A 14,030-nucleotide genomic window follows, 5' to 3' on the forward strand; every position below is an offset into this window, starting at 1 on the left:
AGTTAGCCGCGCGTCGTAGTACAGGACATGTCCAGGAAGCAGCGGGTGGTCGACCTCGTCGTCGAGCGTCTCGCGTCGGCCGGCGTCTCCCACATCTTCGGTGTGGACGGCGCCAACATCGAGGACCTCTACGACGCGGCGCACTTCCGGTCCGACATCACCGCCGTGCTGGCCAAGCACGAGTTTTCCGCGGCCACCATGGCCGACGGGTACAGCCGCAGCGGCGCCGGGCTCGGGGTCGTGGCAGCCACTTCGGGCGGCGGGGCGCTGAATCTTGTAGCGGCCCTTGGGGAGTCGTTCACCAGCCGGGTCCCGGTGCTGGCCCTCGTCGGGCAGGCGCCGACGGTTTTGGACGGCCGGGGCAGCTTCCAGGACACCAGCGGCCGAAACGGATCGCTGGACGCCCGCGCGGTGTTCTCCGCGGTGTCGGTCTCGTGTGAGCGGGTCCTCACCCCCGCCGGGGTCGCGCCCGCGCTGTCGCGGGCGATCGCCGCGGCCCGCACCGGCGGCCCGGCGGTTCTGTTGCTGCCCAAGGACGTTCAGCAGGGTTTTTTGGACTACGCGCCGGACGGCTGCGGACCGCACACGCTGCGCCCCATCGGCAACCCGCAACCCATCCTCGGGATTTTGCGCGATGCCGACGGCCCGGTCACCATCATCGCCGGCGAGCAGGTCGCCCGCGACGACGCCCGCGCCGAGCTGGAAGCGCTGCGCGCGGTGCTGCGGGCGCGGGTGGCGACCGTGCCCGACGCCAAGGACGTGGCCGGGACGCCGGGCCTCGGGTCCTCGTCCGCGCTGGGGGTGACTGGAGTCATGGGTCACCCTGGCGTGGCCGAAGCGGTGGCCGGCAGCGCGGTGTGCCTGGTGGTCGGCACCCGCCTCTCGGTCACCGCGCGCGCCGGCCTCGACGACGCGCTGGCGGCGGTGCCGACCGTGTCGATCGGCTCGGCCCCGCCGTATGTTCCGGCCACCCACGTGCACACCGACGACCTGCGCGGCTCGCTGCGCATGCTGACCCAGGCGCTGTCCGGGCCGGGGCGGCCGATGCGGGTGCGGGTGCCCGACACGGTGCGCCGCACCGAGCTGGCGCCGCCGCCGTTCGCCGGCCCGGGTCTGCGCTACCGCGACGCGATGGCCGTGCTCGACGACTGCCTGCCCGAGGGTTCCGACATCGTGGTCGACGCCGGCAACACCGGCGCCGCGGCGATCCACTACCTGCCGGCGCGGCGGGGCGGCCGGTTCGCCGTCGCGCTCGGCATGGGCGGCATGGGCTACAGCTTCGGGGCCGGCATCGGCATGGCCTTCGGGCGCGCCGACGCCCGGCGGCCCCGCGGGCGCACCGTGGTGATCGCCGGCGACGGAGCCTTTTTCATGCACGGCATGGAGATCCACACCGCCGTGCAGTACCGGCTGCCGGTGACGTTCGTGTTGTTCAACAACAACGCCCACGCCATGTGCGTGACGCGCGAGCAGTTGTTCTACGACGACCTTTACAGCTACAACCGGTTTCGGGCCAGCCGGCTGGGCGCCGGGCTGGCCGCGATGTTCCCGGGCCTGACGTCGGTCGACGTCGCCGACCGCGACGGCCTCGCCGCAGCCATGCGCGCGGCGCTGGCCGCCGACGGCCCGGCGGTGATCGGCGTCGAGTGCGCCGCGGACGAGATGCCGCCCTTCGCACCGTTTCTCGCCCAGCTGTCGGCCACAGCGCCGGCAGCACAACAGATTCCGACCGCAAAGGAGAACCGGACCGATGTCGCTGCCAGCGCTTGAGGACATCCCGACCCCGATCGACGGGGTGACCCGAATCGAGACCAGCCCCAAAGAAAAGGCCACGCCGATCATCATGGATATGATGCGCTCGGTCTACCCGCACGATCAGGTCTTCGGGCAGTACTGCACCGTCAACGACTACGTCGACTGCCCGCCCGACGAGCTGTACGACTACATGGCCGACACCCGCAGCCTCGAGGAGTGGACGTACAGCCTGCGCGGCTTCACGCCCACCGAGGAGCCCGGCCTGTGGCTGGCCTTCGACCGGCTCGGCAACGAGACGAAGATCTTCACCCGCACCGTCGCCAACCCGCAGGCCCGGACCGTCGACTACCACTGCGCCTGGGATCAGGGCAAGCACCTGTGGATGATCTATTTGATGCGGGTGGTCGACGCGCAGCTGGTGCTCGACAAGCCGGGTTCGGTTGTGCTGTGGACGAATTGCCACCACCCGTTCTACGACCACAACCCGTACCCCGAGACCGCTCCGCCGCAGCGCCCGGTGTGGGTCGGCGACTTCTGGGACATGTTCAGCGCCGGCCACCTGCTGGAGCTGAAGAACCTCAAGGCGATCGCCGAGTACCGCCACCGCAACGGGCTGCCGGTGACCCCCAAGTGGATGGCCGAACAGGGGTGGGAATCATGACCGAGCCAACCGTGAGCCTGATCGACGTCTCGACCTATCTGCCCGGCGCACCGATCGGCGCCGACTACTATGCCCAGTTCGCCGAATCCGACGATCTGCGGGACAACATCATGTTCCGGGCGCCCAAGTTTCGCCATCACGTCGCGCCCGACGAGAGTTCGATCGACATGATCGAGCGCGCGGCGGCGGGCCTGATCGAGCGGCACGGCCCCGACGTCGTCGAGGGCGCCGACGTGCTGATCACCCACACCCAGGTGCCCGACATGGCGTTCTACGGCCAAGGCGGGGGCATCGCGCACCGGCTGGGCATGCGCCCGTCGTGGGTGCTCGACCTGAACAACGGCGGCTGCGCCGCATTCGTCTTGGCGCTCAACGTCGCCCGCAAGCTGCTGTCGTCGGGCGCGGGGCATTCCGCCCTGATCGCCATCGCGCAAAACGCCGCCGGGCAGTTCTTCGACCAGCCGACGATTCGGCGCAAGGCGCAGTCCGCGGTGCCCGGTGACGGGGCGGCGGTGGGGCTGGTGACGCTGTCCGACCGGTCACCGATCCTCGACGTCGAGTGCCGCACCTACGGCGAGTACGCCGGCGAGATGACGCTGTCCTTCGACCCGCCGCGCAAGTGGTGGCAGCCCGGCCCCGGCGAGGGCAGCATCGGCTTCACCGAAAGCAAGATCACCAAGGTGCTGGCCCGCGGCAACCGGCAGGTCCCCGAGGTGGCGCTGGCGGTCTGCGACCGAATCGGCTTGCCCGCCAAAGACATCGACCTGTTGGTCACCAACCAGCCCAACCGCGCGTTTTTGCGCAACTGGCGCGATGCGCTGGAATTGCCGCCCGAACGCCACCGGGACACGTTCGACGAGTGCGGCAACCTGTTCGGCGCCGGGATCCCGGTCAACCTGGACCACGCGATCGCCGACGGTCAGCTCGCCGCCGGCGACGTGGTGATGATGGCGGCCTTCGCCCACGCCGGCGACTTCGCCGGCGCGGCGGCGGTGCGCTGGGGTGGGCGAGCCTGATGCAGCCCGTCCCCAGCCCCTTCGCCACCGAGATCGACGAGGCGTTTCCCAACGCCGTCGACCCGCTCGCCTTGTCGCTCAACGAGAATCCGTTTCCGCCGCTGCCCGCGGTGCGGTCGGCGTTGATCCGCTCCATCTACGCGGCCAACCGGTATCCGGAGTTCCTGCCGGAGCGGCTGCGCGGACTGATCGCGGACCACGTGGGCCTGCCCGCCGACCACGTGGTGCTGGGCGCCGGCGCGACGGGGGTGGTGTCACAGGCCCTGCACGCGCTGACGACGCCGGGCGACGCGATCGCGATGGCGGCGCCGAACTTCGACGGGTATCCCATCCTCGCGCAGATGGCCCGGCTGAGGCCTTCGACCGTGCCGCTGGACGACGACGGCCACAACGACCTCGACGGGCTGGCCGACGCCGCCGCGACCGCCCGCGTGGTGGTGGTGTGCCGCCCGCACAACCCGACCGGCACGCTGGAGCCCGTCGCCGATCTGTTGCTGTTCTTGCGCCGGGTGCCGCGCGACACCGTGGTCCTGCTCGACGAGGCCTACATCGAATTCGCCGCCCCCGAGCTGCGGGTCGACCCTTCCACGTTGCTGGCGCAGTTCCCGAACGTGGTGGTGGTGCGGACGTTCTCGAAGGCCTACGGCCTGGCCGGGCTGCGGATCGGCTACGGCCTGGCGGCACCGGAGCTGGCGCGCACGCTGTGGTCCCAGCAGCTGCCGTTCGGCATCGCGCTCACCAGCCTGCTCGCGGTCGCGGCGTCCTACCAGGCCGAAGACCAACTGCTGCAACGGATCCAGTCGATCAACGCCGAGCGCCGCTACCTGCGGATGCGGCTGAGCGCGCTGGGGATCTACACCACCGACGCCCACGCGAACTTCATGTATCTGCCTTCGAGGGGTGGGCGGGACCAAGCGTGGCATGAGGTGTTCGCCGACAGCGGGCTGCACGTCCGCCATTACCCGGACGGGGGCGCACGGATCACCGTGGGCAACCGCGCGTCGACGCTGGCGGTGCTGTCGGCGATGGGAAAGACCTCGCTTCGGCCGTAGATGCGGTAAGAAAAGGGCGTGGGCGCCTCACGATCCAAACGCGATCCGATCGCCGCGGCGCGCGAAAACTGGGAGCGCGCCGGGTGGGGCGAGGTGTCGCAGGGCATGGTTGCGGTCACGTCGGTGATGCGCGCGCACCAGATCCTGCTGGCCCGCGTCGAGACCGCGCTGCGCCCCTACGACCTGAGCTTCTCGCGCTACGAGCTGCTGCGCCTGCTGGCGTTCAGCCGGACCGGGGCGCTGCCCATCACCAAGGCGTCCGATCGCCTGCAGGTCCACGTCACCAGCGTCACCCACGCCATCCGCCGGCTGGAGGCCGACGGGCTGGTGCAGCGGGTGCCCCACCCCACCGACGGGCGCACCACGCTGGTGCGGATCACCGACCTCGGTCGCTCCACGGTCGAGGACGCCACCGTCACGCTCAACGAGCAGGTGTTCGCCGACATCGGAATGGATGCCGGGGAGTCCGAAGCCCTGGTGTCGTCGATAGAAACGTTGCGGCGCAACGCCGGCGACTTCTCCGATTGAGCAGCGGGTGCTTCAGCGGAGCATCTCGATGACCGCGCTGAAGTCCTTGTCGGCGTGGGAGGCGTCGGACGCGATGAACCCGGCGTAGATCTCGGCCGCGTGGGTGCCCAGCGGGGCCGACGAACCGGTCGACGCGACGGCATCCATCGCCAGGCCCAGGTCCTTGTTCATCAGCGCGGTGGCGAATCCCGGCTTGAAGTCGTTGTTGGCCGGAGACGTCGGCACCGGACCGGGCACCGGGCAGTTGGTGTGCACGGCCCAGCAATTGCCCGTCGCGCCGGTGATGACGTCGAACAGCGACTGCGCCGACAGCCCCAGCTTCTCGGCCAGCACGAACGCCTCGCCGATCACGATCTGCTGCACCGCCAGCACCATGTTGTTGCACACCTTGGCGGCCTGCCCCGCCCCGGCCGCGCCGCAGTGAATCACCTTGCCCGCCATCGGTTCCAGCACCGGCCGCGCGCGCTGCAGCGCAGATTCGTCGCCGCCGACCATGAAGGCCAGCGTCCCGGCGACCGCGCCCTTGACCCCGCCGGACACCGGCGCGTCCAGCTGCGAAACCCCGTGCGACTCGGCCAGCGAATGCACCTCGCGGGCGTCGTTGACCGAGATCGTCGAGCTGTCGATGAACAGCGCGCCGGCCCGCGCGGCGGGCAGGATCTCGGCGTAGCAGCGCTTGACCACGTCGCCGTTGGGCAGCATGGTGATCACCACGTCAGCGTCCTCAACCGCGTCGACGGGGGTGTCGAAGACCGCGACGCCGTGGGCGGTCGCGGCGGCGGCGGCCACGGACGCCGGATCGAACCCCCGCACCTTATAGCCCGCCTCGATAAGGTTGGCCGACATGGGCGCGCCCATGTTGCCCAGACCCAAAAACGCGACGCTGGGAAGCTCTGTCATGGCTGCCTTTCTAAGCGGTTTTGCGGAACCGGCCCGCCTCGGCACGGCCGATGACCACCCGCATGATTTCGTTGGTCCCTTCCAGGATCCGGTGCACGCGCAGATCGCGCACGATCTTCTCCAGACCGTACTCGCGCAGATAGCCGTAGCCGCCGTGCAGTTGCAGCGCCTTGTCGGCGACGTCGAAACAGGTGTCGCTGACGTAGCGCTTGGCCATCGCGCACAGCTCCACCTTGTCGGGGTCGTCGGCGTCCAGCGCGCTTGCCGCGCGCCACAACATCATTCGCGATGTCTGAAGCCCGGTCGCCATGTCGGCCAAGGCGAACCGGACGGTCGGCTCGTCGAGCAGCGCGGCGCCGAACGCCTCCCGGTCGCGCACGTAGGCACCCGCCTTGTCGAAGGCGGCCTGCGCGCCGCCCAGTGAGCACGCCGCGATGTTGAGCCGGCCGCCGTTGAGCCCCTTCATCGCGATGCCGAAGCCGGCGCCCTCGCCGTCGGTGCCGCCGATCATCGCGTCGGCGGGCACCCGCACCCCGTCCAGGATCACCTGGGCGGTGGGTTGGGCGTGCCAACCCATCTTCTCCTCGGGCGCGCCGAAACTCAGCCCCGCGGTGCCCTTTTCGACGACGAAGGCGGAGATCCCGCGCGGGCCCTCACCGCCGGTCCTCGCCATCACCACGTACACGTCCGACGCTCCCGCGCCGGAGATGAACTGCTTGACGCCGTCGAGCACATAGTCGCCACCGTGTTTGACGGCGCGCGTGCACAGCGCGCTGGCGTCCGATCCGGCGCCGGGCTCGGTGAGGCAGTAGCTGGCGATGAGGTCCATCGCGGCCAACCGCGGCACCCAGGCCTTGCGTTGCTCCGGGGTGCCGAACGCGTCGATCATCCAGGCGCACATGTTGTGGATGGACAGGAAGGCGGCGGTGACGGGGTCGGCGATGGCCAACTGCTCGAAGATGCGGACCCCGTCGAGCCGGCGCAGCCCGCTGCCGCCGACGTCGTCGCGACAGTAGATGGCCGCCATGCCGAGCGCGGCGGCCTCGCGCAACACGTCCGTCGGGAAGTGTTTGGTGGCATCCCATTCCAGGGCGTGCGGGGCGATGCGTTTGGCGGCGAACGATGCCGCGGTCTCGGTGATGACGCGTTCGTCGTCGTTGAGGGTGAACATCGGCATTTAATTCATTGTCGGGATGACGAATTCGGCACCGTCTTTGATGCCCGACGGCCACCGCGACGTCACCGTCTTGGTCTTGGTGTAGAAGATGATCGACGAGGGGCCGTGCTGGTTGAGGTCGCCGAAGCCGGAGCGCTTCCAGCCGCCGAAGGTGTGGTAGGCCACCGGAACCGGGATCGGCACGTTGACGCCGACCATGCCCACCTGCACCCGGGACACGAAGTCGCGGGCGGTGTCGCCGTCGCGGGTGAAGACCGCCACGCCGTTGCCGTACTCGTGCTCCGAGGGCAGCCGCAGGGCCTCCTCGTAGTCGTGCGCGCGCACCATGCACAGCACCGGGCCGAAAATCTCGTCGGTGTAGATCGACATGTCGGGGGTGACGCGGTCGAACAGGGTGGGGCCGATGAAGAACCCGCCCTCGAGGTTGGCGTCACCGAACGTGAGGTCGTCGCTGGTCCGTTCGCGGCCGTCGATGACGATCTCGGCGCCCGCGTCCACGCCCTGGCCGATGTAGTCGCGGACCCGCGCCACGGCGGCCTCGGTGACCAGCGGCCCGTAGTCGGCCTTGGGGTCCAGACTGTGCCCGACGCGCAGGTTGTTGATCCGTTCGATCAGCCTGGCGCGCAACCGTTCCGCGGTCTGTTCGCCCACGGGCACCGCGACGCTGATCGCCATGCAGCGCTCCCCGGCGCTGCCGTAGCCGGCGCCGATCAGCGCGTCGACGGCCTGGTCGAGGTCGGCGTCGGGCATGACGATCATGTGGTTCTTGGCGCCGCCGAAGCACTGCGACCGCTTGCCGTTCGCCGCGGCCGTCGCGTAGATGTACTGGGCGATGTCGGAACTGCCGACGAAGCCGACCGCCTGGATGTCCCGGTGGTGCAGGATGGCGTCGACGGCCTCCTTGTCGCCCTGCACCACCTGGAAGACGCCCGGCGGCAGGCCGGCCTCCAAGAACAGCTCGGCCAGGCGCACCGGCACCGACGGGTCACGCTCAGAAGGCTTGAGCACGAAGGCGTTTCCGCAGGCGATGGCGGGCCCGGCCTTCCACAGCGGGATCATCGCGGGGAAGTTGAACGGGGTGATGCCCGCGACCACGCCCAGCGGCTGGCGCAGCGAGTAGACGTCGATGCCCGGACCGGCGCCCTCGCTGTACTCGCCCTTGAGCAGGTGCGGGATGCCGATGCAGAACTCGATCACCTCGATGCCGCGCTGGATGTCGCCGCGCGAGTCGGCGACCGTCTTGCCGTGCTCGAGGGACAACAGCTCGGCGAGTTCGTCGCTGTGTTTGTTGACCAGCTCGATGAACCGCATCATCACGCGGGCCCGGCGCTGCGGATTCCAAGCGGCCCAACCCTTTTGGGCCTCGACCGCGGAGGCCACCGCGGCGTCGACGTCGGCCTGGCCGGCCATGACGACCTGCGCCTGCACCTGCCCGGTGCTGGGGTTGAAGACGTCGGCGGTGCGGGTGGACTGGCCGGCGGTGCGCTTCCCATCGATGAAGTGCGGGATCTGAGTGGTCATGGTGTCCTCGAATGTCGGCTACGCGCGAATACTTGCATATCCTAGTAACTTGGGGCCCGCGTGGCAAGGTGGGTGACTCGTCGCGCTTCACCGCGCTGTTCAGCGTTTCTGCGTGTCAGAAGAGGGTCTTGGCGTCGACGCGGCACGCGCCCGCGAAACGTTGCTGGCCGAAAGCGTCCGGCCACCTGTGGCGGCTGACCGGATCGTCGTACCAACGCTGCGAGCCGCGTATGAGGGCGCGGTGCGAGCCGTGGCGGGCGACTGCGTCATTCACATCATGCCGATGGGCACCGGGATCGAGCTGAGCAAATCGGCCGACGTGGCGCTGGATATCGGCCGCACCGTTGGGTGTTCGGTTGATCAGAGCGATTTCACGCTGCCGGAGTTGCCGCAAGCGTGGCGGAATCAGCCGGTGGGGTGGACCACGGAGGGATTTCCGCCGTACATACCGAGGCCGAAAGGCTAGCCTTTACCCGGTATGCGCACCGTCGAGGCCGACTACCTGGTTGTCGGCGCGGGCGCCATGGGCATGGCGTTCATCGACACGCTGGCATCCGAAACGGACGCCCGCGTGGTGGTGGTCGAACGCCGCGAGGTGTGCGCGTACTACGACCACGTCATGCGGCAAAAGCTTTTGCCGACGGGGCGGGTCTCCTACTTTCCGATGAGCGAATACCGCGGCGACGGCCGGTTTGTGACGCTCGCCGGGACCCAGTGCGCGGTCGCCGTGACGCGTCGCCTCGTCGACGCCACCCACATGCGGGCCTGCTCGCCCCGGCATCGGCCCAAAAACCGCGGGTGCTGGACCGGATCCTGGGCATGGCCCGCTCGGCGCTGTCGGCCGGCGCCGCCAAGCTGGACGAGCTGATGGCGCGCGAGACCGCGTGTAACCCCGGCCGATATTGATCGGTGAAGGAGGCACGTGGCCGCACACCAAGAGCCCGTCGGCCCGCGCCCGCTGCGCGCGGTGCCCGACAGTGGCCAGCACGACGGCTATCCCGACTGGGAGGCCGTGTACTTCGACAACGCGGCCTGGTTGTACCGCACGCTGTTCGCGCGCGTCGGCAACCGGGCCGACGCCGAGGACCTCACAGCCGAGGTCTTCCTCGCCGCGCTGCGGCCGCTGCGCCTGTCCGCGAGCGTGGGCGAGGTCCGCGCCTACCTGCGGGCCACCGCGCGCACGGTGTTGGCCGCGCACTGGCGCGAGACGATGGGCCGGGAGATAACCTCGATCGACGACATCGAAGAACCGCCCGGCAGCGAGGAGGCGATCAGCACCGCGCCCCAGCGCGTCGCGAAGGTTCTCGACAGCCTGCCGGACCGGTATCGCCGGATTCTGGAAATGCGTTTCCTGCAAGGAGATTCGATCAAGGAGGCCGCCACCCAGCTGGGGATCAGCGTCGCGAACGCCAAAGTGCTGCAACACCGCGCCCTGCGGCTGGCGGCACAGGTCAACGATGGAGGCCACTCATGAACGCGCGAGGACTGCGCCGCTACGTCGATGACTTGCTGCGGGGCCGCCGCCCCAGGCCGTTTGCGCCCGACGACTTCGAGGCGGCGCAGATCCGCACGGCGATCGAGCTGCGGGCCGCCCGCCAGGATGGCGACGCGCCGAGCCAGGAGTTCCTCACCGACCTGCACCGCCGGCTCGCCGAGCAGATGACCGGCGCGCCGCCCGACGCGCCGGCGAAGCCGAACACGACGCGCCGCCAGGTCATCGTCGGCACGTCGGCCGCCGCGGTCGCCGCGGCCGCCGCGGTCACCGTCGACCGGGCGGTGGTCGGCGTCCCCGCCGAAAACCCCGCGGTGGCCGGAGAGCTCACGCCCAACGACGGAAGCTGGCAGCGCGTCGCGGCCAGCTCGGACGTGCCCGACGGCGCGATGCATCCATTCGACCTGGGGTCGGTCACCGGCTTCGTCCGCCGGGCCGACGGCAAGGTCGAGGCCGTGTCGGGGGTCTGCACCCACCAGGGCTGCCGGCTGTGGTTCGACGCGCCGGCCGACACGCTGCGCTGCCCGTGCCACACGACGTCGTTCTCGCCGACCGGGCAGGTGCGCACCCATCAACTGCCGATCGCGCCGAAACCCTTGCCCGCGCTGATGGTCCGCGAGGTCAACGGGGTCATCGAGGTGTTGGCCCCGCCGCGCCGCGACCAACCGGCCTAGAGGCCTTTCACGCGGTGTAACCCACCGCCCTATCTCTTGGCATGACCACCATGCTTCGCGAAAAACACCTGGGCTCGGTTGCCTCGGTTGCCGCAATTGCCGCCGCCGCGCTGTTGCTGGCCGGATGCTCGAGCTCGCGGCAGGCGGCACCGCAGCCGCCGCAGTCGGTGACGATGCCGGCGATGCCCGGAATGTCCGGTGCGCCGGCGGGTCCCACCTCGGCGACCGACGCGCCCGTTGCGGCCGCCGGCGACGCGGTCACCATCGACAACTTCGCCTTCGCCCCCGCGACGCTGACGGTCCGCGCCGGCGGCACCGTCACCTGGACCAACCGCGACGAAGAGCCACACACGGTGGCCGCCACCGACGGATCGTTCCACTCGCCCGGGATGGGCACCGGGGCAACGTATTCCCACACCTTTGCGACCGCGGGGAAGTTCGACTACGTCTGCTCGATCCACCCGTCCATGCACGGCACCGTGGTGGTGACCCCATGACCGAACACGACCCGCGCACCATGAACCGCCGCCAGCTCATCCGCCACACCGCGTGGTTCGGGGCGGCCGTCGGCATCGCCGTGGCCGGCGGCGAGGTGATCTCCCACGTCGCCGGTTCGGCTACGGCCGCCCATGCCGCGACCCGGCCCGCCCTGCGGTTCGCCCAGGTCAGCGACAGCCACATCGGGTTCACCGGCGCAGCCAACCCCAACGTCGCCGACACCTTCAACCACGCCATCGATCGCGTCAACAACCTCGGCTACACACCGGATTTCGTCATCCACACCGGCGACCTCACCCACCTGTCGACCCCGGAACAGTTCGACCAGGTCAAGCAGATGATGACCCAGCTGAACACCCCGCACGTCTTCACGGTGCCGGGCGAACACGACTCGGTCGACGACGCGGGGCAAAAGTACCGCAGCGCCTTCGGCGCGGGCACCCGCGGCGACGGGTGGTACAGCTTCGACATCGCCGGCGTGCACGTGATCGCGCTGGTGAACACCTTGAACCTCAAAAAGCTCGGGCACCTGGGCAGCGACCAGCTGGACTTCGTGCGAAAAGACGTCGCGGGTTTGTCGAGTGACACCCCGATCGTCGTGTTCAGCCACATCCCGCTGTTCGCGATGTACCCGGACTGGGGTTGGGGTACCGACGACGCCACCCAGGCGCTGAGCTATTTGAGCCGCTTCTCGTCGGTCACCTGCCTCAACGGGCATGTGCACCAACTGTTTTCCAAGACCGAGGGCAACGTCCACTTCTACAGCGGAACGACGACCGCCTATCCGTTACCGCAGCCCGGCGACGGTCCCGCGCCCAAGCCGGTCACGCTGCCGGCCGGAAAGCTCGGTGACGCCCTGGGCGTGCGCGAGGTCGGCTACACCAAAGGGCAGACCGCGCTGGCGCTGAAGGAGATTAAGCTGCAATGAGATTCGTTCTTCGGCTCGCCCTGGCCCTCGCCCTCGCCGTGAGCGCGGCCAGCCACGCCTACCTTTATGTCCACGGCTACCGACACATTCCGATGATCGGGCAGGCGTTCCTGATCCAGGTCAGCGTGTCGCTCGCGTTGGCGGTGCTGATCATCGGCGGTGGTCCGCGGTGGCTGGACTGGGCCGCGGCCGCGACGGCGGGCGGCTCCCTGGCGGCGTTCGTGCTGTCGCGGACCGTCGGGCTGTTCGGCTTCTCCGAGACCGGATGGGACCCGTCACCCTTCGCGGCGATCAGCGTCGCCACCGAAGCGTTGACGGTGGTGCTGTGGGCGGTCGCCGTCGTCGCGTCGGCTCAGGCGTCGAAAACGGTGGTCCCGGTGCCGCTCGGGCTGTACGAGAGGTAGATCGGATGTTGCAGGAAGGGAGCGATTCCGGTGTTGAAGTTGCCCCCGAGGAGGCTGGGCACGATTGGAATCTGGTTTGCACCGACCGTCGTGGTGTACAGCAACGTCTTTCCGTCGGGGGTGTAGACGGACACCTTGGTGCCCGACGGCAGGTATCCGTTGGAATTCTGGGCGCCGATGTTGTCCGGCACGGATCCTTGCAGGCCCCCCGAATCGATGAATGCACCCGAAGTCGAATGCAAAGCGCCGTTGTTGAAACGCACGTCCAACGTCGCCGACGGCGCTCCGGTGACGGAGGCGATGGGCGTCAGCGGGTTGGTGCCGAATTGCATGACGCCCGCGGGCTCGTCGATCAGCACGCCCTGACCGAAAGTGCCCGGCAAAGCCGTCACGGGACTGCTGCTGAGCGGTCCGCCCCCGGGATTGACCCCGACGCCCAAGACGGCCGGGAGGTTCGACGTCGGATACGGATTTGTGAAGATGAAGTCGACGGTTTGGGTTGCGGACGTAACCACGCCAATGGTGGTGGGCTGGGTGACGATTCCGTTCCCGAAGTTCACCGTCGCCCGGTAAGTGTTGTAGGTCTCGGTCAACGTATTCCCGGGTTCGCCGTAGGTGATGGTCAGCCCGGTCTTGAGGGGCGCGCCGAGCGTCGCCAGGTTGACGTCTTGGGACGGCAGGATGAGACCGCGGGATCCGGTGTCGACGATGGCGGACACCGTCGGTCCGCCGCCCACCGAGATGTTCGCCATGATGTCGTTGTTCGACAGCGTGATCGGGACGGTGGCCAGGCCGGGAGCGCCCGGGGCCCCCGCCGCGCCGGCCAACAGGCCGCCGCGGCCGCCGGCGCCGCCGAGTGCCGCGGGGCCACCGGTGCCGCCGTTTCCGCCGTTGCCGATCAACCCCGCGGGTCCGCCGGCGCCCCCGCGCGCCCCGACGGCGGTGCTGTTTCCGCCGTTTCCGCCGTTGCCGTACAAAAGCCCACCCGGCCCACCGGCCGTCCCCACCCCGTGCGCATTGGTGGTGCCGTTGGCGCCGTTGCCGATGAGCGGACGCCCCAGCACCGAGTTGGTCGGGGCATTGATCAGCTCGAGGATGCCCTGCTGGAGGGTTTGCAGCGGGTTCGCGTTGGCGGCCTCGGTGGCGGCATAGGCGCCGGCGCTGGCGTCGAGGGCCCGCACCAACTGGGTGTGGAACGCGGCGGCCTGGGCGCCCAGCGTCTGATAATTCGAGGCGTGCTGGGAAAAGAGCGCCGCGATCGCCGCCGAAACCTCGTCACCGGCGGCGGCCAGCACCCCCGTCGTGGGGCCCGCTGCCGCCGCGTGCGCCGCGGTGATCGCCGAGGCAACGCTCTTTAAATTTGTTGCCGCTTCGGTCACCGATTCCGGAATCGCGATCACAAACGACATACGAGCCCCCAGGCG

The 14,030-nt window shown here is 69.4% G+C and carries 15 protein-coding genes and 1 pseudogene; 12 read left to right on the forward strand and 4 right to left on the reverse strand.

The window, feature by feature from the left end:
- Positions 1-27: 27 nt before the first annotated feature.
- Genes AWC19_RS17240 through AWC19_RS17260 form a run of 5 tightly spaced genes read left to right on the forward strand, consistent with a single transcriptional unit; the run spans position 28 to position 5,012 of the window.
- A complete protein-coding gene (locus AWC19_RS17240) occupies positions 28-1,770 on the forward strand; it encodes a thiamine pyrophosphate-binding protein (protein WP_085079278.1) in 1,743 nt (580 codons plus the stop codon).
- Complete coding sequence (locus AWC19_RS17245) at positions 1,751-2,416, forward strand: SRPBCC family protein (RefSeq protein WP_085079279.1); 666 nt, start codon at positions 1,751-1,753, stop codon at positions 2,414-2,416. Before AWC19_RS17240 ends, AWC19_RS17245 begins: the two co-directional genes overlap by 20 nt.
- On the forward strand, positions 2,413-3,432 hold the full coding sequence (locus AWC19_RS17250; protein WP_085079280.1) for a 3-oxoacyl-ACP synthase III family protein: 1,020 nt from the start codon (positions 2,413-2,415) through the stop codon (positions 3,430-3,432). The genes AWC19_RS17245 and AWC19_RS17250 overlap by 4 nt, the downstream gene beginning before the upstream one ends.
- Positions 3,432-4,484, forward strand: a complete 1,053-nt coding sequence (locus AWC19_RS17255) for an aminotransferase class I/II-fold pyridoxal phosphate-dependent enzyme (RefSeq protein WP_085079281.1) — start codon at positions 3,432-3,434, stop codon at positions 4,482-4,484. Before AWC19_RS17250 ends, AWC19_RS17255 begins: the two co-directional genes overlap by 1 nt.
- Positions 4,485-4,502: 18 nt before the next feature.
- A complete protein-coding gene (locus AWC19_RS17260; protein WP_085079282.1) occupies positions 4,503-5,012 on the forward strand; it encodes a MarR family winged helix-turn-helix transcriptional regulator in 510 nt (169 codons plus the stop codon).
- A 12-nt stretch (positions 5,013-5,024) separates the two neighbouring features.
- On the opposite strand, the gene mmsB is transcribed toward AWC19_RS17260, so the two are convergent.
- Genes mmsB through AWC19_RS17275 form a run of 3 tightly spaced genes read right to left on the reverse strand, consistent with a single transcriptional unit; the run spans position 5,025 to position 8,610 of the window.
- Positions 5,025-5,912, reverse strand: a complete 888-nt coding sequence (gene mmsB, locus AWC19_RS17265) for a 3-hydroxyisobutyrate dehydrogenase (protein WP_085079283.1) — start codon at positions 5,910-5,912, stop codon at positions 5,025-5,027.
- 10 nt (positions 5,913-5,922) lie between these two features.
- Entirely contained in the window at positions 5,923-7,083 is a 1,161-nt protein-coding gene (locus AWC19_RS17270; RefSeq protein WP_085079357.1) for an isobutyryl-CoA dehydrogenase, read from the reverse strand.
- A 6-nt stretch (positions 7,084-7,089) separates the two neighbouring features.
- Positions 7,090-8,610 (reverse strand): CoA-acylating methylmalonate-semialdehyde dehydrogenase, encoded by a 1,521-nt coding sequence (locus AWC19_RS17275; RefSeq protein ID WP_085079284.1) that lies wholly within the window; start codon positions 8,608-8,610, stop codon positions 7,090-7,092.
- A gap of 217 nt (positions 8,611-8,827) precedes the next feature.
- On the opposite strand from AWC19_RS17275, the gene AWC19_RS31415 reads away from it, so the two are divergent.
- From AWC19_RS31415 to AWC19_RS17310, 7 genes and pseudogenes are all read left to right on the forward strand, one after another.
- Entirely contained in the window at positions 8,828-9,076 is a 249-nt protein-coding gene (locus AWC19_RS31415; protein ID WP_483869936.1) for a DUF7956 family protein, read from the forward strand.
- A gap of 12 nt (positions 9,077-9,088) precedes the next feature.
- Positions 9,089-9,397 (forward strand): annotated as a pseudogene (locus tag AWC19_RS17285) (NAD(P)/FAD-dependent oxidoreductase); the annotation flags it as partial.
- A gap of 135 nt (positions 9,398-9,532) precedes the next feature.
- Positions 9,533-10,084, forward strand: coding sequence for an RNA polymerase sigma factor (locus AWC19_RS17290; protein WP_085079285.1), 552 nt, complete (start codon positions 9,533-9,535; stop codon positions 10,082-10,084).
- Positions 10,081-10,776 carry a Rieske (2Fe-2S) protein gene (locus AWC19_RS17295; RefSeq protein WP_085079286.1) on the forward strand — a complete coding sequence of 232 codons (696 nt, stop codon included), beginning with the start codon at positions 10,081-10,083 and terminating at the stop codon, positions 10,774-10,776. Before AWC19_RS17290 ends, AWC19_RS17295 begins: the two co-directional genes overlap by 4 nt.
- 41 nt (positions 10,777-10,817) lie before the next feature.
- Entirely contained in the window at positions 10,818-11,273 is a 456-nt protein-coding gene (locus AWC19_RS17300; RefSeq protein ID WP_169718124.1) for a cupredoxin domain-containing protein, read from the forward strand.
- Complete coding sequence (locus AWC19_RS17305; RefSeq protein WP_085079287.1) at positions 11,270-12,202, forward strand: metallophosphoesterase family protein; 933 nt, start codon at positions 11,270-11,272, stop codon at positions 12,200-12,202. The genes AWC19_RS17300 and AWC19_RS17305 overlap by 4 nt, the downstream gene beginning before the upstream one ends.
- On the forward strand, positions 12,199-12,606 hold the full coding sequence (locus AWC19_RS17310; protein WP_085079288.1) for a hypothetical protein: 408 nt from the start codon (positions 12,199-12,201) through the stop codon (positions 12,604-12,606). The genes AWC19_RS17305 and AWC19_RS17310 overlap by 4 nt, the downstream gene beginning before the upstream one ends.
- Here AWC19_RS17310 and AWC19_RS31225 read toward each other — a convergent pair.
- Positions 12,555-14,015 (reverse strand): PecA family PE domain-processing aspartic protease, encoded by a 1,461-nt coding sequence (locus tag AWC19_RS31225; RefSeq protein WP_085079289.1) that lies wholly within the window; start codon positions 14,013-14,015, stop codon positions 12,555-12,557. The genes AWC19_RS17310 and AWC19_RS31225 overlap by 52 nt on opposite strands.
- Positions 14,016-14,030 lie beyond the last annotated feature (15 nt).

This window comes from Mycobacterium palustre (assembly GCF_002101785.1).
In the GTDB taxonomy this organism is placed as follows: domain Bacteria; phylum Actinomycetota; class Actinomycetes; order Mycobacteriales; family Mycobacteriaceae; genus Mycobacterium; species Mycobacterium palustre.